Below are 15,069 nucleotides of genomic sequence, written 5' to 3'. Positions count from 1 at the left end.
CCGTCCAGCGTTCGTTGGCGTCGATAATCTGGGATAACGAAACGTGATAGGCCTGGTCTTCGCTGGGTTCCCAGTGATCCCATATATCGCCGGTGGTCCGCCAGGCATTGGACCAGCGGGACAGCTCATTGCGTTTCTCGAACGGGGCTGAATTCGACAGGCTGAAAACAATATCGCGGCCCGTCGAACGAAGCGCCTCGGACATCTCCCGGGTGCTATCAACGTCATTGGGATTCCAGTCATACTTGAGATAATCGAATCCCCACTCGGCAAACTGCCGGGCATCCGCCTTCGCGAAACTGATTGGCCCGATTTTCTGACCCGCCTTCTCCCCCAGCCGTTCACGCGACCATTCGCCTTCGGGATTGTCGGACGAGCCTCCGGGATAATTGGCGTAGGAGGTCATCCAAGGAGTGGAATAGATTCCCGCCTTGAGTCCCAAGGCATGAATGGAGGCGCACAAGCCCGCCATATCCGGGAATTTGTCGTTGGCCAGCAACGCCTTGTCCGCGCCCTCCCGCCGGCCCTGCCACGAGTCGTCGATGTTCACATAGGACCAGCCGTGGTTGGCCAAACCGGACGAAACCAGAATGTGCGCAGATTCCAGCACCTTTTCCTGATAGACGTTGACGGCCCAACTATTCCAACTGTTCCAGCCCATCGGTGGCGTCAGCGCAATTTCCTTCCCGACAACAATCCGGAACTTGCGAGTGGCCGAATCCACCCCATTCCCGGCTTTCAAGACGACCTCATAGACCCTGCCTTTTCAACTTTGCCGGTGATGCGGTCGGATTGAGGTTCAATACTTAGCCCCTCGGGAAGACCTTCGGCACCGAACTCCATGGGACGACTGCCACTTGCCGGAACCGCATAAAGGAAATGCGATCCCTGCCGGACGCCAAAAACCGACGGTCCATTGATCCGGGGCGCTGCGGATGGAGGAGGAGTAAGTATATCGACCGACAGGTCGGACTTCCCTTTGGCAAACATAGGACAAAGCATAAAGGCCAGCGCGAACACGCAAAATAGAAGGGAATGGAATGTTTGTGTTTGCTCATGGTTCCGTTGTCTTTCGGGAAATTGGAATTCATGGAACCGATGGACGCGGGGTGCAAGGTTGCGACTTCAACACTGCGGTTACAGGCGTGAGGCCGTCGGACGTGGCGGTGAGTTTGATCTCGCCGACGTCGCGCGTGGTTTGCACGATAACCTGCGCAAGGCCGTTGAACAGGTTGCGATGCCAGGCGGGCGACGGCGCGTCCTTGGTCGCGAGAAATTGGTCCGGCTCGTGCGACGAGGGATCGCCGTTGCCGACACCGATGATTTTCCCGGGACCGGTGAGGACGAAGCTGATCGCGTTGCCCGCCGTGGGAACCATGCGTCCCTTGTCGTCGACGACCTGCACGGTGAAGACGGCGACATCCGTGCCATCGGCGGCGAGCGTGGTGCGATCCTGCGTGAGTTTCACCGCTATGGGCTGGCCGGTGGTTTCCACCTTGGTCGTGAGGACTTCCTTGCCGTCCTTGTAGCCTCGCGCCAGCAGGGTGCCGGGCGTGTATTTCACGGGCCATTCGAGGTGCGAATTTTTGGTCATCTTCTTTCGTCCCTGGCTCTTGCCATTGAGGAAAAGCTCCACCTCATCGCAGTTGCTGTGTGCCCAGACGCTGATTTCCTGGCCTTCTTTACCCGTCCAGTTCCAGTGCGGAAAGACGTGCAGCACCGGCTCGTCGGTCCACCAGGATTTCAGATAAAACGCGCCGTCCTTCGGGAAGCCGCAGAGGTCGAGGATGCCGAATTGCGACCCGATGGCCGGCCAGCCGAACGGCGTCGGCTCGCCGCGATAGTCGAAGCCGGTCCAGATGCACATGCCTGCGAGGAATGGCCGTTCCGCGTAGTGCTTCCACGCGGCTTCCAAGTCCGACCCCCAATCATTCGACGGATGCCAGTCGTAGGCGCGCAGGTGGCAATTCGCGGGGTCGTCGAAGTAGATGCCACGGGTCTGGCTGAAGGCGCATTCCTCGGTGCCGATGATCGGCTGATCCGGCTTGCGCGCGTGCCATTGGTCGGTTGTGAAGCCGCCTTTCTTCATGTTGCCGAGGTAGTTCAACCCCGCGACTTCGATGACTTCCGAGAAGCCATGCCCCCAGCCGCCGCTGATGGCGAGGGTGACGGGCCGCGTGGGATCGAGCTGCTTCGTCCAGCGCTGCATCGTCGAGGCGATACGCGCGCCCGTGTCGCCGCCCTCGACCTTCCATTCCTCGTTGCCGATCGACCAAAGGACGACGCTCGGGTGGTTGCGGTCGCGCTCGATCAGCCTCCGCAGATGATCGTGGTGAAAATCGGTCGTGCCCATCAGGCGGTTCTCGTCAATTACCACCATGCCGAGCCGGTCGCACGCGTCGAGGAACTCGGGCGTGGGGGGGTTGTGCGAGCAGCGAATGGCGTTGCAGCCAAATTTCTTCAACTGCTCGATGCGCCATACTTGCAGCGCGTCGGGGATGGCCGCGCCGACGCCGGCGTGGTCCTGATGGTTGTCCGTGCCCTTGAGCTTCACGTGCTTGCCGTTGAGGAAGAATCCCTCGTTCGCGTCGAAGCGGATCGAGCGAATGCCGAACATCGTTTCGGTGCGATCCACGACCTTGCCGCCGGAGGTGATCGTCGTGACGAGTTTGTGGAGGTTCGGCGTGTCGATGGACCAGAGCTTGGGATCGGCGACGGGAATCGTGTGGCTGAACTCGCCGCGCGCACCCGACGCGAGATTGAGTTGTTCTGCCTGTGCCGTGGCGATGGTTTGGCCCGAGGCATCGAGGATGGTTTGCCCGATGTCGAACGTCGAGGGCTCCTCGCCTTCGTTCACGACGGCCACGCGGGCCGTCACGTCCGCAGACTTGTCCTTGAGCTCGGAAGTCACGAATGTCCCGTTCTTCGCGATGTGCAGCGGTTCGGTCTTCACGAGCCAGACGTGGCGGTAGATGCCCGCGCCCTCGTAGAACCAGCCCTCCTGCTGCGACGCGTCCACGCGCACGGCGATGAAGTTTTCGCCGCCGTAGTTCAGGAACTCGGTGAAGTTGCGAGAGAAGCTGCTGTAGCCGCTGGGCTCGTCGCCGAGGAAGTGGCCGTTGATCCAGACCTTGGAATCGCGGAACACGCCGTCGAACTCGATGCTGATGCGCTTGCCGAGATCGGACGCCGGGACGGTGAACTTCTTGCGATACCACCCGACGCTATTCTCAGGGAAGTTCTTGCCGATCGCCTTGTAACCGTGACTGTTGCTGCCTTTATCGCTGAACGGCAGCTCCACCGCCCAATCGTGCGGCAGATCGAGCTTGCGCCAGCCGCTGTCGTCGAAGTTCTCCGCGCGTGCGCCATTGCCGAATCCCGTCTTGGACAGATACGTGAACCCATCGGCCGGAGGATCGAAATCCTTCGTCGCATCTTTGGCGTGGCCGAGGGCGAACCGCCAATCGGAGTCCATCGACAGCCGCTCGCGGGGAGAATCCGCGGCCAGCGCCGATACGGTGAGGCAGGCAAACGAGATGAGGGATAAGCTGATGCGTTTCATGGAATGGGATGGAGATAAATTCACGGTTGCGTTTGCAGGGTGACCGAGGCGGGCGTGAGGCCCTTGCCGGTCGCGGTGAGTTTGATTTTGCCGGCGTCTTTCGTGGATTGCACGATGATCTGCGCGAGGCCGTTGAAGAGACTGCGGCTCCAGGTCGGCGACGGATTCTCCTTGGTCGCGACGAACTGGTCCGGCTCGTGCGACGACGGGTCGCCATTGCCGACGCCGATGATCTTGCCTGGACCGGTGATTTCAAAGGCGATGGCGTCGCCCGCGGTGGGAATCATGCGCCCCTTCGCGTCGGCGACCTGCACCGTGAGGACGGCGACATCCGCGCCGTCCGCGCCGTCCGCGGCGATCGTGGCGCGATCCGTCGTGAGTTTCAACGTGGCGGGCTGGCCGGTGGTCTCGACCTTGTCGGTGAGAACCTCCTTGCCGCCCTTGAACCCGCGCGCCAGCAGGGTGCCGGGCTGGTATTTCACCTTCCACTCGAGATGATGGAGCGGCTGGACGGTTTGTTTGCCCAGCGATTTCCCATTGAGGAAAAGCTCGACTTCGTCGCAGTTGCTATGCACCCAGACGGCGATTTCCTCGCCGTCCTTGCCCGGCCAGTTCCAGTGCGGGAAGACGTGCAGCACCGGCTGATTGGTCCACCAGGCCTTGTAGTAGTAATAGCTGTCCTTCGGAAATCCGCAGATGTCGAAGAAGCCGTAGTGGCAGTTGATGACCGGCCACCCGAAGGGCCGGGGCTCGCCTTTGTAGTCGAAGCCCGCCCAGACGAAGCCGCCGGCGATGTTGTCCCGCGTCGCGACGGGCGGCCAGGCCTTTTCCACGGTCTGTCCCGCCGGGCCGGCGGTGATGCTGTAGGCCGAAGCGTAGCCGCGCGCGCGGTCGCCGTAGTAGTCCTCCCAATGCTCGGTCGCATAGATTCCGCGCGTGCCGATCTCGCTGGCGATCTCGGAGGCCACGATCGGGATGTCGGGAAACCGCGCATGCACGGGGTCATACGCCCAAGGGTTGTAGTTGATGCCAATCAGGTCGATTTGCCCAATGATGCCCTGGGGCGTGTCGAATCCGCCGTTGAGCGCCGCAGTGATCGGGCGGGTCGGGTCGAGCTCGCGGACGCGTTTCATCATCGCCCGCACCATGGCTCCGGATTCGGGGGTGCCCGAGATCCACTGCTCGTTGCAAAGCGACCAGCAGAAGATGCTCGGGTGGTTGCGGTCGCGCAGCACCAGCGCGCTGAGTTCACGGTGCTCGACGGCTGGCGCGTCCTTCGGCGTCTGATCGACATAGAGGTCCCCCATGTTGCGATTCTCGGCCATGACGAGGATGCCCATGCGGTCGCACTCGTCGAGCAGGAAGGAGGTGACCGGATTGTGGGACATGCGAATGGAGTTGCAGCCCATTTCCTTCAGGCGTTCGAGCCGCCAGGTGAACAGGCGGTCGGGCACGGCAACGCCGACTCCGGCGTGGTCCTGGTGCATGTTGACGCCCTTGAGTTTAACGTGCTTGCCGTTGAGGAAGAGGCCGCTCTTGGCGTCGAAGCGAATGTGCCGCACGCCGAAGTTCGTTGTCACCTGATCGACAATTTTTCCAGATACGGTGACGGTGCTGCGCAGCTTGTAGAGATGCGGGTTCTCCAGCGACCAGAGCGTGGCTCCGGGCAGGGGAATCGATTGGGTGACCTTTGCGTCGGCCCCGACCGCGAGGGCCTGGGTGACGGACTTTGTGGCGAGGACCTTGCCCTTGGCGTCGAGGATCTCGCTCTGGATCGTCGCCTTGGAAGGCGCGTCGCTGGTGTTGGCCAGATCGGTGTTGATCTTGACGTCGGCATCGGCCTTCACGCCATCGCCGGGGTTCTCGACCTGAGGCATGACGAAGACTCCGTCCGGCGCGATGTGGACCGGATCGAGGGTCACCATCCGGGCATGGCGGTAGATGCCGCCGCCTTCATACCACCATCCCTCGTAACGCGGATCGAGCTCCACGACCAAGGTGTTCTTGCCGCCGACTTTCGCCGCTTTCGTGATGTCGAACCGCGCCCGGGTGTAGCCGCTGTATTGGCTGTAAACCTCCTGGCCGTTCAGCCAATAGCGGCTGTTGTTGAACACGCCGTCGAACTCCAGCCACAGGGTCTTGCCCTTGTTGCTCGCGGGGATGGAGAGTTCCTTGCGATAGACCGCCGGCTGGACCGGCAAAAAGGCGTGACACCAAAACCAGTCCGGCCTCCCGCCCTTTTTCTCGGTGGGGTCGTTCTCGACGAACTTGCCCTCGACCACGTAATCGTGCGGCACATCCACGCGTCGCCAGCCGCTGTCATCGTAGCCGGGGGCCGTCGCGTCGGGAACCGCGCCGAGATGGAATCGCCAGTCCCGATCCAGCGACTGGACGACGCGCGGGGATTTCCCGTCCGCGCCATTATTGGGAGCGGCACCGGCCGAAGTCAGGTTCATGGCCGTGGCGCAAAACAAAACGACGGCGAGTGAGAGATGGAGGCGAAGTGGCATAAGAGAAAGGAGTCGAGACGAGACGCGCTAGTTCGTGATCACATCCACGTCGGCATACCCGACGTCGTTGTTGCCGTCGGTGTTGCGCGAGGCGCGCAGCTTGATGTAGCGCCCTTTGACCGGAGCGAAATTTTTGAGCTGGGGCACGCGGTTGTTTTTGATGTTCGAGAATTCGCCCTTGTCCGCCAGCTTCCAATCGGCGTTGTCGGGAGAAACGGAGAACTCATATTCCGCGATGACGCCCGGCCCCCACTGGCCCTGATCGGGAAAATACTTGAAGCCGGTCAGGGTCTTCTCGCTGCCGAGGTCGATGATTAGATCGACGGGCATCTCCTTGTCCCGGCCCTGTTTCCACGAGGTGTTCGGGTCGCCATCCAGGATCGCGCGAGCCGCGTCGTCGGGCATGTCCAGGATGTGCCAGTCTTTGCGGCAAATATCGAACTTCTCGATGGCCATCGGGCTGGATTTGCCCGTGGACGGATCGTAGGCAATCGCCTTGGCCTCGATTTTCCCATCGCTCGCCACAGGGCCGGTGAATCGCGTCGATCTTGGAGTCGGTATGCTGCCATCGAGCGTGTAGAAGAACAACGGCCCGACATCATGGGACTTGATGGAGATTTCGCCCGCCTGATTCCGGGTGATGATCGGCGCGTCGAGCATCAGCGGCGCGTTGTAGAGACCGATGCTCGAAATCACGGGCGAGCTTTTTGAGTCGGTAATATTGAAGCGCACCTTGGTCATCACGACGCCAGGGAAACGCAGGATGCGCTTGTAGCCGATGGTGCTGCCTTTGCCGATTTCCTTCCAATTTCCGTCCACGAAGGCCTCCACAGTAAAGCCCTTCACGCGCTGCCCGAGCTGGATGTATTCCTGCGCCAGAAAGCGGTTGAACAAGGTCGGCTTGCCAAGGTTGATGGTGAGCGACGCCGTGCGAACATCATCGTCCGTGGCCCAATAGGTCTCCTTGTTTTCATCAACGACTTTCCCAGGGCCGAAGGTCTGCGAGCCGCCCCGGGTGTTGGTTGCCTCCGCTTTCGCATCCTTGGCGAGATTGATGGCAAAGGTCTGTTTGATGACCTTGCCCATCTCGAGGGCATTCTTCACATCGGTCGGATGAATCGTGCCATCCGGCATGATCGGAAAATTGAGCAGCAGGGGCGCGTTGCGACCGACGGATTGGTAATAGATGTCCATCAACTGCGACACGGTTTTCACCCTGCTGTTCTCGCTGGGATGGTAAAACCACTCGGGCCGGATGGAGGTATTCACCTCGGCGGGAACCCAGGAGTCGCCGCCTTCCAGACCGAAATTCAGCATGGGCCAGGTGACTTCACCGGTCGCGTTCAGCGTGCTCCAGTTCGTCTCGCCGACGAAGCCGCTTTCGGTGCCGACCCAGCGCAGATCGGCCCGGTCTCCGCCGTCGTTCCAGATAACGATGCCGGGCTGAAGCTTCCGCGCCAGCGCGTAGGTGGTCGGCCAGTCGTAATAGGTCTTCGGATCGATCTTCCGCTCCTCTTTGGCCCCGCCGTAGTAACCGGTGCCTCCGTTCGCCCCATCGAACCACGTTTCGAACACCGGCCCGTAATTGGTGAGCAGTTCCGTCAACTGATTGCGGAAGTAGGTGATGTATTCCGGACTTCCGTAGTCCGAGCGGTTTCGATCCCACGGAGAGAGATAGACCCCAAATTTCAGACCATATTCCTTGCAGGCGTCTGCCACGTCGCGAACGACATCGCCTTTGCCATTCTTCCAGGGGGCGTTTTTCACGGAATAGTCCGTGTATTTGGAAGGCCAGAAGCAGAATCCGCAGTGGTGTTTCGCCACAATGATCACTCCGGTCATGCCCGACTCCTTGCAGACCCGCACCCATTCGCGGGCGTCCAGTTTCTTCGGGTTGAAAAGTTTGACGTCCTCGTCGCCATAGCCCCACGATTGATCGGTGTAAGTGTTCAGCGAAAAATGAATGAAGGCGTAATACTCCATTTCCTGCCATTTCATCTGATTTTCCGAGGGGACGGGGCCATACGGAGCGGGGGGCTTGACTTGAGCTTCGCAAACGCCGATCGAAATCGCGGAAAAAAGCAGGAGGGAGAGGGGTGTTTTTTTCATAGCTTTTGGAGAACGAGGGTTGGCGGTTTAAAGAAACATCGGTTTGTCATTGGGTTTGGTGTCAGAGGCGCTCTCGCCCGGATTGCGAATCATCCCGGACCAATCCGAGCACCGCGTAAAAGGCAGGTTTGGGACGGCCTGCGCGGTCAAAAAGCATCGGATAGCTGGTCCGGCCTCGAATCGGCCAGTTATTCAGCCACGAGTCCCCGTCGGTCACGCCCCAGAATGTGACCCGCACCACGGTACCGTGGTGTTTGAGGTAAACGGCAAACAATTCGGCATAGCGGCGGGCCAGGGCCTGCTGCACGTCGTCCGGCAGTCCGGCCGCATACGGATTCAGCGCAGGATCGACGGCCTCACTTCGATTCACGTCGGCGTTTACGTTCTGCCTTCTCGAAGGAAGCACATCGATGTCCAGTTCGGTGATCGCGACCTTGATGCCGAGCCGGCCAAAGGCGGTGATGGCCTCGTCCACATCCCGGGACGAAGGCCAGGGGAGACCGACGTGTTCCTGGATACCCACCCCCGTGATGGGCACCCCGGCTGCCTTGAGCTTCCGGATCAGCGCCAGCGCGCCATCCCGCTTGGGCCCGGCCTCGATGCCGAAATCATTGTAAAAAAGCTCTGCTGCCGGATCGGCCTCGTGGGCGAACTGGAACGCCTTGGCAATGTAGTCGTCGCCGATGACCTGCCGCCACGGGGAGGTGCGCAGCGTGCCGTCGCCATCGAGCGCCTCGTTCACGACGTCCCAGCTTTTCACCTTTCCCCGGTAACGACCGACCACCGCGTGGATGTGATCTCGCATCCGCTTCAGCAGGGTATCGCGATCCAGCGGCTTGCCATTGGCGCCCTCGAAGACCCAATCCGGCGTTTGCGCGTGCCAGACCAGCGTATGCCCGACGATGAACATCCCGTTCTCCAGACCGAAGCTGACATACCGGTCCGAAGTCTGGAAATTGAATTTGCCGGGCAGCGGCTGGAGCGAGTCCCACTTCATGACGTTCTCGGGCGAAATTGAGTCGAACTGCGCGCGAATCAAATCGGCCGCAGTCGGATTCTCCCCGGAGAACTGCGACTCGTTGAGCGAAGCTCCCACAAGAAAACGATCCTTGAACGTCTCCTTCAAAGCAGGCTGCGAGATCGCACGCCCGGCAACGAGGAGAAGCCCCGCCGCGATGCAAATGGAGGCAAAGTGCTTCATGAGATCATCCCCGTTTTTGCCTTTCGCATCAGAGTTGGATTTTCAGGGCGAGGGCGCTCTTGCCTTGAAAATTCTTAGGCAACGTGACGTGCAGGCCGGTTTCGTCGCGGGTGAATTGCAGTTGATCGCTTCCCACCAGACCGACGCTGCCGATTTGGCCCGGCCAGTTTTCCGAGTCCTTCGCGAGCGATTTGATGGTGATTTTGCCGTCCTTTGGAATCTCCAGCACGATGGCGTAAAGCGTCTTGCTGTCCTTCGATTGCGTGAAGCGGATGTCCTCCGGGGTGAACGGCTTGTCCGACACGTCTTTCTGGCCGTCGAACTGGCCCTTTTCCGCCTCGGAGGTGGACGGGCCTTCACCGTAAATTTTCCACGGGCGCGTCGCGTAAATTGCCTCACCGTTCACTTTCAGCCACGCACCGATCTCCTTGACGATTTCGATCTCCAATTCATCGGGTTGGCCGTCGCGGCGCAGCGGCACGCTCAACATGAGGTTGCCGTTCTTGCTGACAATATCCGCCAGCATCCGCACGACCGACGCCGCGGATTTGTAGTCTTTCCGCTCGTAAATCCCGCGGTCGTAATGCCACGACCCGATGCAGGTGTCGGTCTGCCAGGGCAGCGGCAGGATCTCGTGCGCCTTGCCGCGCTCGATATCATAGACCATGGCCTTGCGCTGCTTTTCGTCCAACCATTTACCGTTCATCACGGCCTCGGTCTGTCCGTTCTTGTCGAGGCGCGTGTTGTAGAAATGCGCGGCGAGGTTCAGGCCGACTTCATCGGTCACGCCGTGGAAGGGCAGCACGGTGTCATCGAAATAGACCTGGTCCGGCTTATAGTCGTCCCAGAGTTGCTGCGTGCGTTTAAAGAATTTCTCCATGTAGGCCGCGTCGGGAACGGTGCTACCCTTGGTGGCATCCCAATTCCACCAGTCCCAGCCCGATTGGTTTCCGGGGGCGTGCTTTTGCTCGTAGAGATCCTGCGGATCGAGGCCCTCCCACCACTGGCCCTTGCCGTCGGCCTTGGTCAGCTTGCCGTCGTAGGGCACCCCGGCCAGCGGCCCGTTCTTGTCCGCGCCCTGTGCGGTTTCATACCAGGTCCACGTGTGCGATGCGTGGACGCTGACGCCGAAGCGCAGCCCGTATTTGTGCGCCGCCGCCGACCAGCCGCCGATCAGGTCCTTCTTTGGACCGAGAGCGACGGAATTCCATGGCTGATACTTGGAGTTGTAGAGATCTAAATTGTCGTGGTGGTTGGCCAGCGCCATGAAGATTTTCGCGCCGTTGTCCTTGTAGAATTTCACCAGCTTGTCGGGATCAAAACGCTCGGCCTTCCACTTCTGGATCACGTCCTTGAAGCCGAACTTCGAGGGATGACCGTATTCCGCGACGTGCAGGTTGTACTGCCACTCCCCCTCCTTATACATGTTGCGTGCATACCAGTCGCCATGCTCCGGCTCGCATTGCGGCCCCCAATGCGCCCAGATGCCGAACTTCGCGTCCCGATACCATTCCGGCGTCTGATAGGTCTCCAGTGACTTCCAGTCCGGCTTGAACGGCCCTTTGGCGATGGGCGGCAGTTGTAGGGAATCGGTTTGCGCCAGCGCGGTCGCGAGCGAAAAGCCCAATACCAGCGCAGAGAATTTAGCAGGGGTTGTCATCATAAATTTGGATCGATCAGTGGAGAATCACGGTGTTCATCGACAGGGCCGGCACATCCATTTGGAACGTGGACCCGCCAGCCTCGACGGCGGCGGAAACGGGCCTATCGGTGTCGTTGGCGAAGGCGAGCACCTTGCTGCCGTCGGGATTTTGAAAGGCGACGGTTTTCTGGAACGGGCCGCCGCTCACGGCGATCCGGCGCGCGCCCGGCATCACCGTCGCCGAGAAATGCTTCATCGCGTAAAACTCGGAATTGTAAGTCACGGTCTCGGCCTTGCGATTGACCGTGAGCAGGCTGTTCTGCCGCCAGTTCCAGCGGCTGAGGCCACTCTCATCGAGGACCATGTTCCAAAAGAAGTAACTGCTGGCGAAGTGGGAGGTGTTCTCGATGATGCGTCCGAAGGTGATAAGGCCCTGGTCCCAGGCGTTCCCGCCGCCGTAACACTCGGTCTCGGTCTGCGCGAATTTCTTGCCGGGATATTTTTCGTGCGTGGCAAGCATCGCCTCCTGGCCGCCATATTGATAACCGACGCCCGTGATGCCCGCCGCGGTTTTCGGATCGCCCAATACCGGATCGACGAAATCGGCCAGGTTGTTGTTGGTGATCGTGCCCAGCCAGACTTCGACGTTCACGTTGTCTTTCTTCAACTGCGGGAGCAGATGGTCGCGGACGAACACGTTCATATCCCCGCTGTTCCAGGCGCATTGGGGATAAATGCTGTCGTTGAGGGCCATTTCATTCTGCGGAAAGATCGCGTAAAGATTGATCCCTTCGGCACGCCAGGCCTGAACGAATTTCGAGAAATAGAGCGCGTAGGCGTCGAGCGTCTGCGGGTCCCCCTTCATCCTGCCGTTGCGGTAGCGGCCGTTGGTGGTCATCCACGACGGCGGGCACCAGGGCGACGCCCAGACGCCAAGCTTCGGCTGGTATTTCATGGCCGCCTTGATGTAGGGGATCAGCGCCTCGCGGTTGCGCTCGATGCTGAAGTTCTTCATCTCGTAATCGCCCGGCGTCTCGTTGAGCGAATACCAGCCCAGCGAGAAATCGTTCGCGCCGAGGGGGGCGCGGGCGAGCGTGAAATTCGCGCCTTCGGGCGAGAACAATTCCTTGAGCGCCGCCTCGCGTTTTTCCGCCGGGAGCGCCTCCAGCGCTTCCCATCCGAGTTCGTTAAAGCATCCGCCGAACCCGTCGATGGTTTGGAAGGTGGTCCTGGGGTCGAGCTTGATGGCATCTGCGACCGGCGACGCCGCCTTCGTGGTCGCGAGATCCTGCCACGGAGATTTCTGCGTGCTACAGATCCAGCGAATGCCGGGCTCCGCGTGAGTTTGAGCAAAGCTCAGACAGGCGCTGGCGAGCAGGAGCGATGAGATGAAGGGAATCGCGGATTTCATGGATGCGCGAGTTGCAGATCGGAGTCCATCCGGACCTCGCCGCCGGGCTTGATGACGATGTTTGCCGTGCGGTCGCCGTAGCGGACGGTCAGCGTTTTCGCTCCGCCTGAAGCGGCCTGAATCCTGGCGCTAGCGAGCTTCCCGTCCTTCCACGCCACGTCCACGGTGAAGCCGCCGCGTGCGCGCAGCCCCTGCACACTCCCGTTCGGCCATGCGGAGGGCAGCGCTGGGAGGATCTCGATTCCCGCTTTCATCGCGGCGACACTCGTCGCCTGAGCGATGTCGCCCAGGCGGCTTTGCATCATCATGTCCGCGATGCCCGCAGCGCCGCCGAAATTGCCATCGATCTGAAATGGCGGGTGCGCGTCGAACATGTTCGGATAGGTCCGCTCCGGGCTGAGGAGAAATTTCAGGATCTCGTAAGCATGGTCGCCATCGCCCAAATGCGTCCAAAGGCAAAGGCGCCAGGCCGTCGCCCAGCCGGTAGCTTTATCGCCGCGCAGCTCCAGTGATTTTGTCACCGCCGCCGCCAGCTTCGGCGTCTCGCGCAGTGAGATGTCACGGCCCGGATACAAACCGTAAAGGTGGGAAACATGCCGGTGGTGCTGGTCCACTCCGGGACTCAAATCCCAATCGGCGAGCCATTCCTGCAACTGCCCCGCTTGGCCGATTTGATTCGGAGGCAACTTCGCTCGCGTGGCGGCGAGCTGTTGGCGAAAATCCGCGTCCACACCGAGAATCGTCGCCGCCTTGATCGTATTGGCGAAAAGGTCGCGCAGGATTTGGTTATCCATCGTCGGGCCGGCGCACAGGCTCCCACCCGGGTGGCCGTTCTCCGGCGAAATCGAAGGATTGGTGACGAGCCATTTGTGCTCCGGCTCCACCTGCAGCGTATCGATGAAAAACTCCGACGAGCCTTTCAAAATGGGATAGATACGCTCGAGCAACTTCGAGTCGCCGCTGAATTCGTAGCGATCCCAAAGGTGCAGGCAGAGCCACGCGCCGCCCATCTGCCACATGCCCGAATACACGAAGTCAATCGGCGCCGTCGCCCGCCAGATGTCGGTGTTGTGATGCGCCACCCAGCCCCGCGCGCCATACATCTCCTTCGCAGTGCGTGCGCCGGTCACCGAGAGATCGCTCACCATCGCGATGAGCGGCTCGACGCACTCCGCGAGGTTGCCGGACTCCGCCGGCCAGTAGTTCATCTCGGTGTTGATGTTGATCGTGTATTTGCTGCCCCAGGGCGGGAACAGGCTGTCATTCCAGATGCCCTGAAGGTTGGCCGGCTGGCCACCCGGACGCGACGAACTGATGAGCAGGTAGCGGCCATATTGGTAGTAGAGCGCGGCGAGCTGCGGGTCGTTGCCCTCGGCGAAATGCTGGATGCGCGCTTCGGTCGGCTGCTTCATCGCGTCGGTCCGGCCGAGGTCGAGCTTCACGCGATGGAACAACGCCTGATAGTCCCGGCGGTGATCCGCGCGCAGGGCGTCCACGGATTTTGCGGAGGCGTCGGCTACGGTTTTTTTCACAATCGCCTCGGGGTCGCCGCTGGCGTCATGGAAGTTTTTGTAACTGGTGGCGACGGCGATGAGCAGCGTGACCGCGTCGGCCTTTTCCACGGCGATGGTGTCCGAGCCGGGCGTGACCTTCCCGCCCGTGGCGACGACTTTCACCCGGGCCTGATACCGGATGACGCCGTCCACGTCGTTCGAGCCGGTGCCTTTTCCGCTCATCACGAGCGTGTCGCCCTCCAGGGTCACGCCCGATCCCCACAGCGGAGTCTTGAGGCCGGCCGTGAAGGAAATGCGGCCCGGCTTATCCGCCGTGAGGCGCACGACGATGACATTGTCCGGAGCGTTCGCGAACACTTCCCGGGAGTAACGCACACCATCGCTCTGGTAGCTCACCGTGGCAGTCGCCGTGTCCAGGTTCAGGTCGCGGCGGTAGTCCTTTGCGTTCCCGCCGGGGAAGTTCAAGGTCAGATCGCCCACGGTTTGATACTGCATCTGGCTGTGCGGGGTTCCGATGAGCTTCTCGTCCGTCAGCTTTCCGGCTTCGGCGAACTTGCCTTCGAAAACCAGCTTGCGCACTTCCGGCAGCGCGGCTTTCGCCCCCGGATTCACCGGGTTGTAAGGACCGCCGGCCCAGAGGGTGTCCTCGTTCAACTGCAGCCGCTCCGTGTTGACGCCGCCAAAAACCATCGCGCCCAGCCGGCCGTTGCCGATGGGCAAGGCCTCCGTCCATTCCTTGGCCGCCTTGAGATACCACAAGCTCAACGGCTCGGCCGGCGCGGCGGACTCGGCGACAATTTTCGCCGCGTCATCGGAATCGGCCGCAAAAAGCGGGCCAACCATCAGGGCCGCCCAGGCGCAGACAACAATGCATTTCATTTCATTCATTTGGAGGTCGTCAGTTTATAGAGCATCACGCCATGCGGACGCACCGTGGCGCGGAGCGATCCCTCCGCATCTTTCAAATCCTTTTGGCGCCACAAATCGCGGACATGCTGGATTCCACCCAAACCATATCCAGCCAATCCGTCCAGCGCGACGGTCGATTCCTTCTCTCCCATGTTAAGGTAACAGAGCGCCGAAGCGCCATCCTCCAACGACTTTTGATAAACACGAACCT

Annotated in this window: 9 protein-coding genes; all 9 read right to left on the bottom strand. The window is 60.8% G+C overall.

The window, feature by feature from the left end:
• A partial coding sequence (locus tag ABIT76_15335) for a glycoside hydrolase family 27 protein (GenBank protein ID MEO7934521.1) occupies positions 1-742 on the bottom strand: 742 nt, incomplete at its 3' end.
• A gap of 345 nt (positions 743-1,087) precedes the next feature.
• Positions 1,088-3,562, bottom strand: a complete 2,475-nt coding sequence (galA, locus tag ABIT76_15330; protein ID MEO7934520.1) for a beta-galactosidase GalA — start codon at positions 3,560-3,562, stop codon at positions 1,088-1,090.
• Positions 3,563-3,582: 20 nt separating this feature from the next.
• Positions 3,583-6,072: a beta-galactosidase GalA gene (gene galA / locus ABIT76_15325; protein ID MEO7934519.1), complete on the bottom strand. Its 2,490-nt coding sequence runs from the start codon at positions 6,070-6,072 to the stop codon at positions 3,583-3,585.
• A gap of 27 nt (positions 6,073-6,099) precedes the next feature.
• Positions 6,100-8,181, bottom strand: coding sequence for an alpha-L-fucosidase (locus ABIT76_15320; protein MEO7934518.1), 2,082 nt, complete (start codon positions 8,179-8,181; stop codon positions 6,100-6,102).
• Positions 8,182-8,242: 61 nt separating this feature from the next.
• A complete protein-coding gene (locus tag ABIT76_15315; GenBank protein MEO7934517.1) occupies positions 8,243-9,382 on the bottom strand; it encodes an endo-1,4-beta-xylanase in 1,140 nt (379 codons plus the stop codon).
• Between the two features lie 28 nt (positions 9,383-9,410).
• Positions 9,411-11,045, bottom strand: coding sequence for an alpha-L-fucosidase (locus ABIT76_15310; GenBank protein ID MEO7934516.1), 1,635 nt, complete (start codon positions 11,043-11,045; stop codon positions 9,411-9,413).
• 13 nt (positions 11,046-11,058) lie between these two features.
• Positions 11,059-12,435 carry a glycoside hydrolase family 30 beta sandwich domain-containing protein gene (locus tag ABIT76_15305; GenBank protein MEO7934515.1) on the bottom strand — a complete coding sequence of 459 codons (1,377 nt, stop codon included), beginning with the start codon at positions 12,433-12,435 and terminating at the stop codon, positions 11,059-11,061.
• Entirely contained in the window at positions 12,432-14,828 is a 2,397-nt protein-coding gene (locus ABIT76_15300; GenBank protein MEO7934514.1) for a glycoside hydrolase family 95 protein, read from the bottom strand. The genes ABIT76_15305 and ABIT76_15300 overlap by 4 nt, the downstream gene beginning before the upstream one ends.
• 5 nt (positions 14,829-14,833) lie before the next feature.
• Positions 14,834-15,069, bottom strand: a 236-nt coding sequence (locus ABIT76_15295; GenBank protein ID MEO7934513.1) for an alpha-galactosidase, incomplete at its 5' end; no start/stop codon positions are given.

The sequence above is a fragment of the Chthoniobacterales bacterium genome (assembly GCA_039930045.1).
Taxonomy (GTDB): domain Bacteria; phylum Verrucomicrobiota; class Verrucomicrobiia; order Chthoniobacterales; family DASVRZ01; genus DASVRZ01.
The sequence above is the reverse complement of the archived record's forward strand: the minus strand, read 5'-3'. Positions and strand labels throughout refer to the sequence as shown.

Coding starts and splice junctions, on each gene's coding strand:
- galA (MEO7934520.1), bottom strand. CDS start 3,562: ATGAAACGCATCAGCTTATCCCTCATCTCGTTTGCCTGCCTCACCGTA.
- ABIT76_15320 (MEO7934518.1), bottom strand. CDS start 8,181: ATGAAAAAAACACCCCTCTCCCTCCTGCTTTTTTCCGCGATTTCGATC.
- ABIT76_15305 (MEO7934515.1), bottom strand. CDS start 12,435: ATGAAATCCGCGATTCCCTTCATCTCATCGCTCCTGCTCGCCAGCGCC.
- ABIT76_15310 (MEO7934516.1), bottom strand. CDS start 11,045: ATGATGACAACCCCTGCTAAATTCTCTGCGCTGGTATTGGGCTTTTCG.
- galA (MEO7934519.1), bottom strand. CDS start 6,072: ATGCCACTTCGCCTCCATCTCTCACTCGCCGTCGTTTTGTTTTGCGCC.
- ABIT76_15315 (MEO7934517.1), bottom strand. CDS start 9,382: ATGAAGCACTTTGCCTCCATTTGCATCGCGGCGGGGCTTCTCCTCGTT.
- ABIT76_15300 (MEO7934514.1), bottom strand. CDS start 14,828: ATGAAATGCATTGTTGTCTGCGCCTGGGCGGCCCTGATGGTTGGCCCG.